Below are 14962 nucleotides of genomic sequence, written 5' to 3'. Positions count from 1 at the left end.
TCAACTGCCCACCTATAGCTCCTGTACAAGTGGGAGATAATCAACGTAAGAGGATTATCCTATATCTAACATCGCGATGACGAGCATCATTAAGAACGCACGACTCACCAACTGGGCTCTAGGGCCGCTTCTTTTTATTGAGCGCCGCAGGGGAAACGCGGATACCGTCGCCAGTCTGACGAACATAGGTCTTCCGTGCCGGTTTAGAGGCCACAGCAGTCTTTTGAGCATGCTGATTGGGGTCCACGGTAACCTGAGAGGTTGGATGTGCCTTAGCGGACGTAGAAGGCTTCTGAGGAGTGCGCCCGAGCTTGCACATCATACGGTCCCAGCGCGCATGGATACTCTCGTTATGAGCGCTCTTAAGGCCCAAAAGAGGGGCGGCCAAAATGGTCGGCGCGATAAAGGTAATCAAACGCCAAAGCAGATAGCCGGCAGCCGCTGCCGTGCCAAAAAAGTGACCCAGGAACAGCGCGAAGCCGCCCTCGGCACCACCGGTGCCGCCAGGCAGCGGGACGGCGGAACTCAACAGCTGTACAAAAGCACTCGCCGCCATGACCGAGAAAAAGTCAACGTCGTACTGACCAAAGGCAAGCATCAAAAAATACGGAACCAGGTAGAAAAACGCCAGCTGCAACATGGTGATGACGACCGTGAGCAGCATGGACGAAAAATGGCCGGCAGAGAGTTTGAATTTCTCGGAGAACGAGTAGATCTCGCCATCGACAAAGGTACGCCAGCCCTCGATCTTAGTAGCGGAAACACCCATGCGCTCGAGCCAATTGATAATACAATGTGCGACGCGCGTGACGGTCTTGGGCATCAACGCCACGGCAAAGATTCCGAGAAGAATGCAGCAGTGGCCGCCAAAACTAAAGACGCAAAGCAGCGTCATGTCGCCATAGCGCTCGGCGAAAAACGGCATGCGGGCGAGCAGCAGAATGGCACCCCATGCCACCAAACCAAACTGGTACACGATAAAGCGGGTGAACTGCGTGGCACCCGCTTCGCCCACATTTTGGCCGGCTTTGGTCAGGCGATAAATCTGGGCAGGCGTGGAGCCCATCATCATGGGCGTCAGATTGCCAAAGAAGATGCCGCTCGCCTCGACCGAAATGAGGTCGCGGATGCCGACAGGCGAATTGGGATCGAGCCATACGGCAATCGCGTACGCCACGATGCCAAAAAACAAGTATAGGAACATGCAGAAGCACGCGGCAGCGAGCCACGGCGCCTGAACGCTAGCCATGGCGGCCCAGAACTGACCCATCTGACCGGTCACGACCAAATAGACGATATAGCCCGCCAGCACAATGCCAATAAAGATGGCACCACGACGTGCGCTCTTGTTGTCATCGCCGCCCGAAACATCGACTTGAGGCTTTGGGGTATGCTGAGAGGACTCCGTCATGAGGCTCCTTCTGACCGTCAATGTATCTGGCCTATTGTACCCGTCTGGGAGATAAGCAAAACGTAAAGCTATGGGGCAAATGGGATTAACAGACAAGCCCGCAGGTAATAAAAAACCCGCCCTTCGAAAAGAAGGTCGGGTATCCAATACTTGGTAGCCCGTACCAGATTCGAACTGGTGATCTCCGCCTTGAGAGGGCGGCGTCCTAAACCGCTAGACGAACGGGCCATAAGCCTCAGCAGAAAAGAAGTGGTAGCCCGTACCAGATTCGAACTGGTGATCTCCGCCTTGAGAGGGCGGCGTCCTAAACCGCTAGACGAACGGGCCACATGACACCTGCACTGCCGTGCTGCGAGGACATATATTACGGGACAAAAAACGCGAGCGCAAGAAGAAATTCCAAATTGGCCAAATTTTGTCGTGAGGTTATGGAATACACAGGTCAACCTGGTAGCTCTTTTGGGACGGGGCTTTTTTAGCTACCCCTGCCAGAATCACTATTGTTCGTCCTATTGACAGCGGGGTAGCTAAAAAAGCCCCGTCCCAAAAGAGCTACCCCAGGTTGAGGTGGGCCAGAAGGGCTTCGCGGGTATTGGGAACGTTATTCTCGATCACGGCGTCGAGGGCGACGTTGAGAAGCTGTCCCAGCTCAGGCCCCGGTTTGACGCCGGCGCGAATCAGGTCCCCTCCGTTGATGCCAAGCATCTTAAGCGTATAGGGCTCCCCCGCTTCCAACAGTTCGTGGGCGAGCGAACGCATCTCCTCGATCGTCTCGACGTAATAGAAGCACGACGGTGCCTTACCCAGCGTATCGGCACGCTTAAGGTCCATAAGCTCGTCAATCAAACGCGGCGTGTCGACGCCCTCACCCGAAAGCGAGCGCATCATATTGAGCAAACAGGAGCGCTCGGGGCGCAACGGCTTATCGTGATACCTGATAAGCAGACACACGTCGCGAACCAAATCGTGCGAAAGCGCCAAGCGATCCATAATAGCGCGAGCTTTCTTGGCACCAAGCTCAGGATGACCGTAAAAGTGGCCGCTGCCCGCATGATCGACCGTAAAGCAATCGGGCTTGGAGACATCGTGCAAAAACGCTGCCCACATTAAGCTCGACGAAGGCGCCACGCCGTCACACAGCGCCAGCTCCCCCGCTACCGTCAAAACGCGAGCGATATGTTCGTAGACATTAAAGGCGTGGTAGACGCTGCGCTGGTCAAACCCACGAGCCGGCGAAAGCTCGGGCACGGCGGCGCAAACAAGCTCGGGGTAGCGTAGCATCGCGTCTCCCCCGTGACCGGTCGATAGAATCCCCTCGAGCTCAATGCCCACGCGTTCGCGTGCCACGACATCGAGCAGCGGCGAGCACTCGGCAAGCGCCTGTTTGGTCTTAGGCTCGATCATAAAATCCAGACGGCAGGCAAAACGCACGGCGCGCAGCATGCGAAGCGCATCCTCGTTAAAGCGACGCTTGGGATCTCCGACGGCACGAATCAGCTTACGCTCCAGGTCGCCCTGGCCATCATAACGGTCGACAAGACCGCGCTGGGGATGCCAAGCCATGGCGTTAACGGTAAAGTCACGACGTGCCAGATCGTCCTCAAGCGACGCCGCACGCTCTACACTCTGGGGATGGCGACCATCGGTGTAAAAACCGTCCAGGCGATACGTCGTGACCTCAATACGCTCATCGTCACAAAGGGCGGTAATGCCGCCAAATTTTATGCCCGACTCAACTACCGCAATGCCGGCTGCCTCGAGCGCCGCCTTGGACTCTTGCCACAGGCCGCTACAGCACATGTCAACATCGTGGCTGGGGCGTCCCATCAGGGCGTCACGCACCCAACCGCCTACGAACCAGGCCTCGAGACCGGCGTCCTCAAGCGCACGTAGCACACGCAGGGAGGCATCTGTGGGCTGCGTACCGTTGAGCGAAACATTACACATACCTATGGCCTCCTACGCTTGCAAGCGTTAAACGATGGTTCTCAAGCAGTCTAGCAAGAAACAAGCGTGAGCGCACATGAAATCACATCGTCGATTCGCGCGAACGAGACAGCAGAGCCCATGCGGCCAACAGATAAAAACACCCGCCTCGGAGATCCAAAGCGGGTGTTCGGCAACGATGTGTCTAAACGGTTAGCAGACCTGGCGAACGTCGATGTGCTTCTTATATTCGTCCACCTTGGCAAAATCGCCCAAACCAGGGCACTCGACCACGTTGGCACCAGTTGCCATCGAGAGGCGCAGGGCGTCCTCGACGCACTCGGGGGCATCATGCCACACGGACAGGAAGGCGGCAAGAGAGGAATCGCCGGCGCAGACCGTCGAGAGCAGCTTGACCTCAAAGGTGCGCTTGGCAAACCAAATGTGCTCGCCGTTGGAGAAGTACGCGCCGTCGCCACCAAGGGTCAGCAGCACATTCTTTGCGCCCTTGGCGTGCAGCTCAGCCATAGCGCCCTTAACGGACTCGTCGTCGCCACCGCTCACCTTAATGCCAAAGATGTCGAGCAGCTCGTCGTCGTTGGGCTTAATGAGCAACGGCTCCATGGCAATGAGATCGGCCAGCTGATGGCTCGAAATATCGAGCACGAACTCGGCACCCTTTGCCTTAACACGGCGAAGAACCTCGGCCAGGAAACCCTCGGAGGTGTTGGGGGGCAGCGAGCCGCTAATGACCAGGCAGGTCATGTCGTCGAGCGATTCGATGAGCTCAAACATCTCCTGCTCGTTGGCAGCATTGATGGCAGCGCCTGCATTGACCATGTTGTACTCGGTATCGGGACCGGCGTTGAGGAAAACGTTGACGCGCGTGATGCCGTCAGTCCACACGGGCTTGACGGGCACACCCAGGGCCTCGGCGCCCTTGACGATATACTCGCCTGAGAAGCCGGCAAAAAAGCCCAGGATCGTGGTGTCGACACCGTAGTGATCGAGGGTGAACGAGACGTTGAGACCCTTGCCATTGGGCGTATAGACCGCGTTGCGCGTGCGGGTGACGGTGTTGGCGGAAAGTCCGTCGCAGGAAATGTTGTAATCAATGGCGGGATTTGCAGTGAGCGTGTAAATCATGAATATTCCTTTCACAAAGCAACGTGATAATGAAAGTATATTCCACACCTTGTGAAAAGACCATAGCAACTCGGCGAACGGTGTAGAACGCGTGCAGGTCGACAGAAAAGCAGCAAGGCGGGGCAAAAATATCAGGAATGGTTGCCCTGAAGCTCATTTGCAATTTACAAATAAGCGCCCCAGCCTAAACCGGGGCGCCATATAGTCAAGAATATGTAGCGTTTCGCTTACTTGCGATCGAGCTTGCGGACAGCAACGCGCTTACTATACTCATCGACGTGACCGAAGTCGCCGATGCCCACGGACTCGGCAACATTGGCGCCGGTGGCCATAGCGAGCTTCATGGCCTCCTCGACGTTGTCGCGATCCCTGTACCACTTGTGCAGGAACGCAGCGAGCGTGCAGTCGCCGGCGCAGACGGAAGAAACCAGCTTGATGTTGAACTCACGCTTAGCGTACCAGATGTCCTCGCCGTTGGAGAAGTAAGCGTCGCCGCGGCTACCACGGGTGAGCAGCACGTTCTGGACGCCGGCATCGTGAGCCATCTTCATAGCAACGCGGACCTCGTCGTCGGTGTCGACCGGCACGCCAAAGATGGCCTTCATCTCGTGATGGTTCGGCTTGATGAGCAGCGGCTTCTTGTGAGCGAGCTCCTTGAGCTTGTCGGAAGACAGGTCCAGGACGACGTCGGCGCCACGAGCCTGAGCGTGATCCATGACCTGAGCCAGGAAGTCGGGCGTAGCTTTGGGAGGCACGGAGCCGGAGACGATCAGGCACTCAAGATCGCCCGCGGTGTCCAGGATGTTGTAGAGCTCCTTCTGGTGCTCCGGCGTAATCGGGGCGCCGGGGTTAAGGATGCCGTACTCGTGCTGGCCATCGTTGACATAGGTGTTGATACGCGTGATGCCGTCGGTCCAAACCGGGCGGCACAGGCAACCCAGGTTCATGACCTCCTCGACGATGAACTTGCCCGTGAAGCCGGCGAAGAAGCCGAGCGCGACGGTGTCGACGCCCATCTTCTTAAAGGCGAAGGACACGTCGAGGCCCTTGCCGTTAGCCGTGTAGCTGGCCGAGCCGGTGCGGACGTTCTCGTCGGGCTCGAGCGGAGAGCTCGAAACCGTCATGTCGACAGCCGGGTTAGCGGTTAGCGTGTAGAACATTTACAGTACCCCCTGTATATTTGAGGGCCGCGCGGCCAGCCCATTCCAACCACGCGGTTACCTCTGATACCAAATTAGCGAGCGGCAGCCTCAAGCAGCGCCTTGACCTCTTCGGCAGTGTTGCAGGCGAGCGCCTTCTCGGCGAGGTCGTCGCACTCGGCCTTGGTCCACTGGCTGATGGTCTTGCGGGCGCGAAGGATAGACGGAGCGCTCATCGAGAACTCCTCGAGGCCCCAGCTGATCAGCAGCGGCTCAAGCAGCGGATCGGCAGCGGCCTCGCCGCACATACCGACCATGATGCCAGCCTTGACGCCGCTCTCGATGATGTTCTTGAGCGAGCGAAGCACGGCGGGATAGTACACCTGGTACAGGTTAGAAATGGTGTCGTTACCACGGTCGGCACACATGGTGTAGCCGATCAGGTCGTTGGTGCCGATCGAGAAGAAGTCGGCGACCTCGGCCAGGCGGTCAGCGATCAGCGATGCGGCAGGCGTCTCGACCATAATGCCGACCTCGATGTTCTCGTTAAACTTGCGGCCCTCTTCGGTCAGCTCGGACTTGCACTCCTCGACGAGCTCCTTAACGGCCAAGACCTCCTCGACGCAAGTGACGAGCGGGATCATGATCTTGACATCACCGAAGGCGCTGGCGCGCAGCAGAGCGCGGAGCTGTACCTTGTACTGGTCGGGGTTGGCCAGGCAGTAACGCACGGCACGGAAGCCCATGAAGGGGTTCTCTTCCTTGACCATGTGCAGGTACGGGATCTCTTTGTCGCCACCCACGTCGAGCGTGCGGATGATGACCGGAGCGCCATTGAGCGCGCTGGCAACCTTACGATAGGCGTTGAACTGCTCCTCCTCGGAAGGAAGCTCGGCGGAATCCATGAACAGGAACTCGGAGCGGAACAGGCCAATGGCCTCGGCATCGTGATCGAGCGCGTTGGGCACGTCATCGGGGTTACCGATGTTGCAGGCAATGATCTTCTTGATGCCATCGGCAGTCACGGACGGCTTGCCACGGAAAGCCTCGAGGGCTGCCTTCTCGGCAGCGAAAGCCTCGGCCTTGGCGGTGTAGGCGGCAAGCGTCTCCTCGTCGGGATCGGCCTCGACGATACCCTTGCCACCGTCGACGACAACGGTCATGCCGTTGCGCAGCGCGGTGCAGCTGTTGGCAACCGAAAGGACAGCCGGAATCTCGAGGGCGCGGGCGATGATCGCGGAGTGCGACGTGCGGCCACCGGTCTCGGTGACGATACCGGCAACGTGAGCCTTATCGATCGTGGCGGTCATGGACGGCGTAAGGTCGTGCACGACAACGACAGTGTTTTCGGGCAGGACGGAGAGATCGACGACCTCCTTGCCCAAAAGCTCGGCCAGAATACCGGTGCGGATGTCGGCGATGTCTGCCGCGCGCAGGCGGAACATCTCATCGTCCATGGACAGGAACATGTTCTCAAACATGGTCGAGGTGTCCATGAGCGCCTGCTCGGCGCAGGTGCCGCCGTCAATGGCGGCGTTGATGGCGTCGGTCATGCCCGGGTCCTGAGCCAGGACGATGTGTCCGCTCATGATTTCGGCCTCGGCCTCGCCCACCGTCTCCTTCATGTGGTCGGCCTGAGCCTGGGTCTTCTCGCAGAAGACCGAAAGGGCGGTCTGATAGCGCTCCTTCTCTGCTGCCGAATCAGCAACCTCGTGCGGCTCAAACGTCAAGTCGGGTTCGACGGCAACCATGACGGTGCCGATACCGATGCCCTCGGAAGCGTTGACTCCCTGATACATTCCTATTCCTCTCTCCGTGTCATGTGATAAAGCGTTTTGCCATATCCATGACAAAAGAGCGCAGTTCCCTTTAAACAGGTCACTGCGCCCCCAAATATGAACTTAGTTGTTCAACATGCGACCCGTTTGAGTTCTACTCGCCAAGACCGCTCTTGATGAGCTCGATGGCAGCAGCCAGAGCCTCGGCCTCGTCAGCGCCGTCGCACTTGACCTCGACCTCGGTACCGCAGGGGATGCCGGCAGCCATGAGGGCCATCGGGGACTTGCCGTTGACCTCCTTCTCGGGGGTGACGACCGTCACGTCGCAGGCGTACTTGCCCATGGTGGAGGCGAAGAGGCCAGCCGGACGCATGTGAAGACCCTGAGGATTAACGAGGGTAGCCTTCTCAGAAACCATAATTGACTCCTTTTTTGTGTTTAACCCCTATCAGCAATGCGACAGGAGCCATATTCACGACGTGGATTATATTAACTCACATCAAACGGTTTTTCATTATGTTTCGCACGAATTGTTGGACAGATGTCGTTCCTGCACGCTCGTCTGCCGGGCGGGGCGGTTAAGTTTGCTGCTCTACAGTCCTGCGCAAGACGGAAAGCACATTAAGTGCTTTCCTTTGCGTGCGGAACTCGCGACAAACTTAACCGCCCCGCCCGGCAGACGAGCTGCGGAAACTCAGTCGGTCCAGAGCAATATCGTGCGAACGAAATTTTGGCTGATAATTTGTTCGCCTGGTTGATCTGGTTGATGGGGCTATCTATGCCCTCTTGTGAACTGAGGAGTATCCCTAACTGTCGGCAGAAAGGAAACGTCCCTCAGTACCGGGTTACTTGAAAAAGGCGGGGACCCCTGATGGAGTCTCCGCCTTATATACAGGGGGCGATGTTATTCGCAAGCTGCGGGATTAGACCAGACGGGCGTTGATCGTCTTAGCGATCTCGGCAGCGTCGGTAGAACCCTTAACGGTGGCACGGAAGCCCTCGTCCATGAGCGCCTCGGCGACCTTGGACAGGATCTTGAGGTGCGTGGTGCCGGCCTGGGCACCGGGGATGAGCAGGGCAATAGCCACGTTGACGGGAGCGCCGTCCATGGTGTCCCAACCGGTCACGCCAGAGTCGTCCTTGACGACGATGACGGCGGCCTCGGTAATGGCATCAGACTTGGCATGCGGAATAGCGAAGCCCTCCATCATGCCCGTGGTGCCCTCGGCCTCGCGGGCCAGGAAGGCGTTCATTACGGCGTCGGCGTCGTCAGCGATACCGGCCTTGACAGCCTGGTTGGAGACAAAGCTCAGGGCCTCGTCACGAGAAGCAAAATCCTCGGCGACAAAAACGTTCTCGACCTTCACGAAGTCGGAAGCCTCAGCCTTGGGGGCCTCGACGGCAGCGGCCTTGGGAGCCTCGACCGGCTTAGCGGCAGCGGCGGGAGCGGCCTTCTGATTCTTCTCGAAGTCATACTTCTTGAAAGCAACGAACAGGATGCCACCGACCACGGCGCCGATGAGGATCGCGAGGACCCACAGCGGACCGTTCTCGACAACGGGCAGGACCAGGAAACCACCGTGAGGCGCCGGATCGTGGACGTTGAACATAATGGTCAGGATCGAGGCGATGGAGGAACCGAGCATCATGATGGGCATGACGGGCCAGATGTTCTTGGTCATGAACGGAATGGCGCCCTCGGTGATGTGGGTGCAACCAAGGATGAGGTTGACGATACCGGCGTCATGATCCTCCTGGCTGAAGTACTTCTTGCCGACGATAACGGCAAAGGTGGTGATCAGCGGCGGAACGATGCAGGCGGCGGAGACGGCAGCCATGAAGTTGGTACCGAAGTTATAAGTGTCGGTGCCGACACCGGCAGCCAGGGCCTCGGTGAGCATAGCGGTACCGGTGACGTAAGCAGCCTTGTTGACCGGGCCGCCCATATCAAAGGCGCACATGCAGCCAATGGCAAGACCCAGGACAACAGCGCCAGAGGCAGACAGACCCTTGAGGAAGTCCATCATGGCGGTGTTAATGGCAGCCATGGGGCCGGAGATGCCGAGCATGACCAGGCCGACGATGGCGGTCGAGAACAGCGGGTACAGGAAGATAGCCTTGAGGCCGTCCAGGTTCTTGGGCAGCTTGGCAAAAACCTTCTCGAGCAGCAGGATGACATAGCCAGAGAGGAAGCCGCCGACGATGCCGCCCAGGAAGCCAAAGCCCACGCCGGCACCGCCGGCATCGATCATGCCGGTCTCGGCATTAACGGGCAGGCCCTGGATGGCGATCATACCGGCAACAAAGCCGGGAACGAGCGCCGGGCGCTTGCCGATGGACTCGGCGATATAGGCGGAAAGCACGGGAACCATGAGGTTCATGGCGATGCCGCCGATGATCTTGAGCATAGCGGCAAAGCTGTTGTAGTCGGCAGCCGTCGAGTCGAAGGACGTGATGCCCCACAGGAACGAAACGGCGGTCAGAACACCACCGGCAACGACGAAGACCAGCATGTGGCTGACGCCGTTCATGAGGTGCTTATAGATGATGTGACCGATGGACTCCTTCTCCTCGACCTCATCCTCGACATCGGCAGCAGCCGCAACCGTGTCGTCGCCCTTGGCGGCGAGAGCACGGTCGATCAGCTTGCCGGCAGCCTCGACGGACAGGGCCTTGGAAACACCGACGGAAACCATGGGCTTACCGGCGAAACGCTCCGCCTGGACATCCTTATCGGCTGCGACGACGACAGCCTTGGCACCGGCGATCTCACCCTTCGTGAGTTCGTTCTCGACACCGACCTGGCCATGAGTCTCGACCTTAATGGTCAGACCGCGCTCGGCAGCTGCCTTCTCCAGCGCCTCCTTCGCCATGAAGGTGTGCGCGATGCCGGTCGGGCAACCGGTGGCGGCGATGATGTCAAACTTAGCCATGTGTCCCTCCTTCTTGAGTACTGCGCCCGCGGGCGCTCCCCTACACGCGCTACGGTGCGCGTTTTTCCACTCCTGAAAGATACCAAGCCACCGCTTATATGAGAAGCAATCCAGCCTATTTCTCCGGTGAAAGGTTCTTTCACAACCGTAAACGGTCGATGAAAGTTTACCATCAACTATTGAAACAGCAAGGTGTATCTTGTAATTGAAATCCCCGTATACTAGAGCGGCACACAACAAGACAGGTTTTAATGCCAACCAGGAGTCATCCATGTCCTATAGCAGCAAGAGCGCACTCTCCCTTATTAGCACGCACAAGGGATACAGCGAGTCCGAGCAACGCATTGTCGACTATATCCTAGAGCACCAGTCCGAGGCACCGCTCCTAACAGCCGCGCAACTCTCGCGCGCCGCCGCAACCTCCGAGGCCACCGTCTCGCGCTTCTGCCGCAAGCTGGGCTTTGGAAGCTTTCGCAGCTTTCAGTTTTCGCTGGCGCGCGACCTGGAGAGCCAGCGCAACGAGGGCCTGACAGACGAGGTCTCGCTCGATAATATGGAGCAGAGCCTCAAAAACATCCTCGCCGCAAAGGTCAGTGAACTCAATGCGACCATCGATGGCATTGATCACGATACACTGGCAGCCGTCGTGCACGCGTTTAAGAACGCAGGGGCTATCGAGTTTGCAGCCGTAGGTAATACCAACGCCGTTGCGCTTGACGCGACGTTTAAGTTTTCGCAACTGGGCCTTCGCTGTATGTCAAGCACCATCAGCGAGACATCAATCGGCTTTGCGCTCACGTTGCGCCCCGGCGACGTTATCGTGCTGATCTCGAACTCTGGCAAGTCGCGTCGACTGAATCGCATGGCAAAAGCGGCTCGAGGCTGTGGTGCCACCGTAGTCGTCATCAGCAGCGACAGCAAGTCTCCGCTTGCTCGCCTAGCCGACTACACCTTTAATACCGTGAACCACGAGGCGCTGCTCACCACGGGCGACTTTGCGTTCTCCAAGATCAGCGCCACGATGATCATCGAGGTTATCTACAACTTCCTGCTGCCCGAAATCGAGGACGCCCGAGAGCACATTAGCTACTACGAGGAGCTTATCCAGCCGGATAAGGTCGTGGAATAGAAATTTTGGCGAGCCGACAAACGCCACTCGCCACGAAACCGGCCCATCTACTACGTTTTATCAGTATGGCCCAACCACATACCGAAAATAGAAATACCGCAGGCGTTCTACCTGCGGTTTTCTATTTGCAATTCAAGGCGTGGTTGCCGATAGCCTATTAAACGTAGTAGATGGGCCGGTTTCGTGGCGGCCGGGTCGAACATACATGTAACGGCTCGGCCTAAGCACGCGCTTCCTCGAGCAGCTGCTTAGCGTGCGCCAAGCTTGCCTCCGATTGATCGCCGCTCAGCATACGGGCGATCTCTGCGGTACGGGCGTCCCCGGTCACCTCATCCAGATGGGTTTGGGGAACGTCGCCGGGCTCTTTGCTCACCACGTAATGTTTGTCGGCCATGACGGCGACCTGCGCCAGGTGCGTTACGACAATCACCTGATGCGTTGCGGCAAGATCTGCCAGAACGCTCGCAAGGGCGCGTGCAGTAGAGCCGCCAACACCGGCATCGACCTCGTCGAACACCAACGTATCCACGCCGTCCGCGTTACCCAAAACAACCTTGCTCGCCAACATGACACGGCTCAGCTCGCCACCGGAAGCAATGCGGCGCAGGGGGCGCGGCGTCAATCCGGCACCGCTACGATACAAAAGCTCGTAGCTCGAAGGACCCGCCGGCGTCCACTCGGCGCGCGGAAGATCGCGCGAGTCCCAAACGAGCTCGGCGCCGCCCATCTCCAGGCGCGCCATCTGACGGCCAACCGCGTGGCAAAAGTGCGGGGCTGCCGTATTGCGTGCACGCTTAAGTGCCTTGGCGGCGGCGAACAGTTCGCGCTCTGCCGCGCCAAGCGCTTCGCGCGCCTTCTTAATCCGCTCATCACCATCGTCTACCAGCGACAACAGCTCTCGCGAGCTATCGCGCATGGCAAACACGTCGTCCATGGTGGGACCCCACTGACGCAAAAGTCCCTTAAGATCGGAATACCGCTCGCGCATACGAGCCAACTCGCGCGGATCGAAGGCAACCCCATCGCGATAGGCGCGCAGCTCGTTGGCACAATCCTCGAGCGAGATGCAGGCATCCGAAAGCGCATCGGCGATAACACCCAGCTTGCGATCGACAGTAGCCATGCGCGAAAGCTCCGCGACGGCACTGTTCACGGCATCGAGTGCTCCCCCTTCGGCAGCAAGCGACGCATGGGCATCGTTGGCCGTTGCCACCAGCACCTCGGCATGCTCGGAGCGTGGCAGCAGTTCCTCGAGCTCCTCATACTCACCCGGCTTGGGGTCGACCTCGGCGATGCGCTCCAGAGCGAAGCGCGCTTCCTCGACACGACTCCCCTGCGCACGCGAGGCCTCTTCGACGCGACGGACCTCTTTGGCAGCCGCGCGAGATGCCTTAAGGCAAGCACGATAGCGATCGAGCGCCTCGAGCGCCGGGCGCCCCGCCCATGCATCGACCATGGCAACATGATGCGCAGGGTCGAGCAGGCGCTGGTGCTCGTGCTGGCCGCAAAGATCCATCATCACGCCGACGCGCTCCGAAAGCTCACGCACGCTGGCGATGCGGCCGTCAATTTTTACGCGGCTACGGCCCTCGGCAGAAAGGCTGCGCTGCACGGTGAAGCCCTCCGTGTCGTGCGGGCCGTCAAACAGGCGCGCCTCGACGTTGGCAAGCGTCTCGCCCTCGCGCACCGTCGACGAATCCGCGCGCTCGCCCAGAATGAGCTTAAGTGCCGAGAGCAACGCAGTCTTACCGGCGCCGGTCTCGCCGGTCAGAACCGTTAAGCCCGCGCTCGGAACCAACGTCGCCTCGCGAATGAGGGCAATGTTGGAAACCTGCAGCTCATCGATCATGACGCACTCCGTAGAACACGCGGCTCACCGAGTTATAGAAGCTCTCGGGGCCGTAATCCAGCAGCAGAACATCGCCGGGACCGCGACGCACGGCCACGCTCTCGACCGTGCCATCGCAGGTAATAAACTGTCCATCGATGGCGATCGCAGGCACGCTCGGGCGGTCATCGGACATAAAGATCTCGACGACATCGCTTGGCGAGGTCAAAAAGGCGCGAGCCTGAATGGTATGTGGGGCGATGGGCACGCAAACCATGCCCGTGTAATCGGGACTGACGATGGGGCCGCCTGCGGAAAGCGCGTAGCCGGTGGAACCGGTCGCTGTCGAAACGACGACGCCGTCACCGCGCAGGCGGTCGATATGATGGCCAGACACCGTGATGTCGAACTCAACCATATCGGACAGGGGCCCGCGCGTAAGCGCCATATCGTTAAGGGCAAACGTGCGCACGACATCCTTCGTGCCATCTTCGCGCACCGAAACGATATCCGCGGCGAGGGTGGCGCGGCGACTCACATGGAGCTCACCGGAAAGGGCATCGCTCACGACCCGCAAAATATCGCGATCCTCGGGGCTCGCAGCCGTCAAAAAACCCAAATGACCATAGGAAAGGCCCAGAATGGGGATCTCGCGGTAGTTGAGAATGCGGGCGGCACGCAGCAGCGTGCCGTCGCCGCCGAGCGTAATGACCAGGTCGGCATCGTCAACATCGGGCGCACGCTGGATCTTGGAACGCTGATCGGCAGCCCATGCGACCTCGTAGCCTTGGCGCGAAAGCCAAAGCTCGAGCATCAGGCCGCTCTCGACAGCCTCTTGCTTGTAGTAATTGGGAACCAGAAAGACCTTCATAGCGTTGCAGCTTTCTCGCTCAAAGCCGTTACCTGTGATTGCAGCTCATCGTCGGCACGCTCGCCAGAGGCAAACCTCGTGCCGTACAGGAAAAACTCGACGTTGCCCTTGGCGCCATGGATGGGCGACACGCACACGTCGAGCGGAAACAGGCCCTTGGCGGCAAAGAGCTCAATCGCCGCCACAAGCGTATCGCGGCGGACGGAGGGGTCGGTCACGATACCGCCCTCGCCCACCAGCGCAGCCGGCGCCTCAAACTGCGGCTTTACGAGCGTGCAGAACGAACCCAAAGGCTTCAGGCACGCCAACACGGCGTCGATGATATGCGCGATACTCGTAAACGACACATCGCAGACAGCCAAGTCGATAGCGCCGCCGTAGCCAAGCTCGGGCAGTTGTGTCACGTTGGTGCGCTCATGGAGCCTCACGCGCTCGTCTTGGCGCAGCGACCAATCAAACTGAGCGCGACCCACATCGACCGAAACGACCGTTGCGGCGCCACGCTTGAGCAGGCAATCGGTAAAGCCGCCCGTGGAGCAGCCCACATCGAGGCAAGCAAGGCCCATGGGATCGATCCCAAACGCATCGAGCGCGCCCTCGAGCTTGAGCCCGCCGCGCCCCACGTAGGGAATACGGCCCTTCACGTGCAGGGGCAGACCGGGCGTCACCTTAAGGCCCGGCGAGGTCAAACGCTCGCCGCCACTCGAGACCAAGCCGGCCATAAGAGTGCGAAGGGCATCCGCGCGGTCGGCGCAGATGCCCTGTGAAATCAGTTCGTCATCGAGACGCACGCGTTTCATG

The 14962-nt window shown here is 59.1% G+C and carries 11 protein-coding genes and 2 tRNA genes; 1 reads left to right on the top strand and 12 read right to left on the bottom strand.

The window, feature by feature from the left end; genetic code table 11:
* Positions 1–118: 118 nt before the first annotated feature.
* From ACTQ05_RS07095 to ACTQ05_RS07055, 9 genes are all read right to left on the bottom strand, one after another.
* Positions 119–1411, bottom strand: coding sequence for a lysylphosphatidylglycerol synthase transmembrane domain-containing protein (locus tag ACTQ05_RS07095; protein WP_441538572.1), 1293 nt, complete (start codon positions 1409–1411; stop codon positions 119–121).
* Positions 1412–1562: 151 nt separating this feature from the next.
* Positions 1563–1639 (bottom strand) — tRNA-Glu (locus ACTQ05_RS07090).
* A gap of 22 nt (positions 1640–1661) precedes the next feature.
* Positions 1662–1738 (bottom strand) — tRNA-Glu (locus ACTQ05_RS07085).
* Between the two features lie 225 nt (positions 1739–1963).
* Complete coding sequence (locus tag ACTQ05_RS07080; protein WP_441538570.1) at positions 1964–3358, bottom strand: CCA tRNA nucleotidyltransferase; 1395 nt, start codon at positions 3356–3358, stop codon at positions 1964–1966.
* A gap of 192 nt (positions 3359–3550) precedes the next feature.
* Positions 3551–4483, bottom strand: a complete 933-nt coding sequence (locus ACTQ05_RS07075) for a 1-phosphofructokinase family hexose kinase (protein ID WP_441538568.1) — start codon at positions 4481–4483, stop codon at positions 3551–3553.
* A gap of 227 nt (positions 4484–4710) precedes the next feature.
* A complete protein-coding gene (locus tag ACTQ05_RS07070) occupies positions 4711–5643 on the bottom strand; it encodes a 1-phosphofructokinase family hexose kinase (RefSeq protein ID WP_154515554.1) in 933 nt (310 codons plus the stop codon).
* A gap of 74 nt (positions 5644–5717) precedes the next feature.
* The gene (gene ptsP, locus ACTQ05_RS07065; protein WP_427728175.1) at positions 5718–7421 is read right to left on the bottom strand and encodes a phosphoenolpyruvate--protein phosphotransferase; all 1704 of its coding nucleotides are present in this window, start codon (positions 7419–7421) and stop codon (positions 5718–5720) included.
* Between the two features lie 133 nt (positions 7422–7554).
* Positions 7555–7818: an HPr family phosphocarrier protein gene (locus ACTQ05_RS07060; protein ID WP_022094575.1), complete on the bottom strand. Its 264-nt coding sequence runs from the start codon at positions 7816–7818 to the stop codon at positions 7555–7557.
* Positions 7819–8323: 505 nt separating this feature from the next.
* Entirely contained in the window at positions 8324–10333 is a 2010-nt protein-coding gene (locus tag ACTQ05_RS07055) for a fructose-specific PTS transporter subunit EIIC (RefSeq protein WP_441048795.1), read from the bottom strand.
* Between the two features lie 271 nt (positions 10334–10604).
* Here ACTQ05_RS07055 and ACTQ05_RS07050 point away from each other — a divergent pair, with 271 nt between their 5' ends.
* Positions 10605–11462, top strand: coding sequence for a MurR/RpiR family transcriptional regulator (locus tag ACTQ05_RS07050; protein ID WP_427717331.1), 858 nt, complete (start codon positions 10605–10607; stop codon positions 11460–11462).
* 220 nt (positions 11463–11682) lie between these two features.
* On the opposite strand, the gene ACTQ05_RS07045 is transcribed toward ACTQ05_RS07050, so the two are convergent.
* The 3 genes from ACTQ05_RS07045 to ACTQ05_RS07035 are packed head-to-tail and all read right to left on the bottom strand — an operon-like array spanning position 11683 to position 14961.
* Positions 11683–13311: a DNA repair protein RecN gene (locus ACTQ05_RS07045; protein ID WP_441538565.1), complete on the bottom strand. Its 1629-nt coding sequence runs from the start codon at positions 13309–13311 to the stop codon at positions 11683–11685.
* Positions 13301–14161, bottom strand: a complete 861-nt coding sequence (locus ACTQ05_RS07040) for an NAD(+)/NADH kinase (protein ID WP_441538564.1) — start codon at positions 14159–14161, stop codon at positions 13301–13303. Before ACTQ05_RS07040 ends, ACTQ05_RS07045 begins: the two co-directional genes overlap by 11 nt.
* On the bottom strand, positions 14158–14961 hold the full coding sequence (locus ACTQ05_RS07035) for a TlyA family RNA methyltransferase (protein WP_441538578.1): 804 nt from the start codon (positions 14959–14961) through the stop codon (positions 14158–14160). The genes ACTQ05_RS07040 and ACTQ05_RS07035 overlap by 4 nt, the downstream gene beginning before the upstream one ends.
* Position 14962 lies beyond the last annotated feature (1 nt).

This window comes from Collinsella sp. LCP21S3_A9 (assembly GCF_052118785.1).
Lineage (GTDB): Bacteria > Actinomycetota > Coriobacteriia > Coriobacteriales > Coriobacteriaceae > Collinsella.
The sequence above is the reverse complement of the archived record's forward strand: the minus strand, read 5'-3'. Positions and strand labels throughout refer to the sequence as shown.

Coding starts and splice junctions, on each gene's coding strand:
- ACTQ05_RS07040 (WP_441538564.1), bottom strand. CDS start 14,161: ATGAAGGTCTTTCTGGTTCCCAATTACTACAAGCAAGAGGCTGTCGAG.
- ACTQ05_RS07035 (WP_441538578.1), bottom strand. CDS start 14,961: ATGAAACGCGTGCGTCTCGATGACGAACTGATTTCACAGGGCATCTGC.
- ACTQ05_RS07070 (WP_154515554.1), bottom strand. CDS start 5,643: ATGTTCTACACGCTAACCGCTAACCCGGCTGTCGACATGACGGTTTCG.
- ACTQ05_RS07045 (WP_441538565.1), bottom strand. CDS start 13,311: ATGATCGATGAGCTGCAGGTTTCCAACATTGCCCTCATTCGCGAGGCG.
- ACTQ05_RS07095 (WP_441538572.1), bottom strand. CDS start 1,411: ATGACGGAGTCCTCTCAGCATACCCCAAAGCCTCAAGTCGATGTTTCG.
- ptsP (WP_427728175.1), bottom strand. CDS start 7,421: ATGTATCAGGGAGTCAACGCTTCCGAGGGCATCGGTATCGGCACCGTC.
- ACTQ05_RS07050 (WP_427717331.1), top strand. CDS start 10,605: ATGTCCTATAGCAGCAAGAGCGCACTCTCCCTTATTAGCACGCACAAG.
- ACTQ05_RS07060 (WP_022094575.1), bottom strand. CDS start 7,818: ATGGTTTCTGAGAAGGCTACCCTCGTTAATCCTCAGGGTCTTCACATG.
- ACTQ05_RS07055 (WP_441048795.1), bottom strand. CDS start 10,333: ATGGCTAAGTTTGACATCATCGCCGCCACCGGTTGCCCGACCGGCATC.
- ACTQ05_RS07075 (WP_441538568.1), bottom strand. CDS start 4,483: ATGATTTACACGCTCACTGCAAATCCCGCCATTGATTACAACATTTCC.
- ACTQ05_RS07080 (WP_441538570.1), bottom strand. CDS start 3,358: ATGTGTAATGTTTCGCTCAACGGTACGCAGCCCACAGATGCCTCCCTG.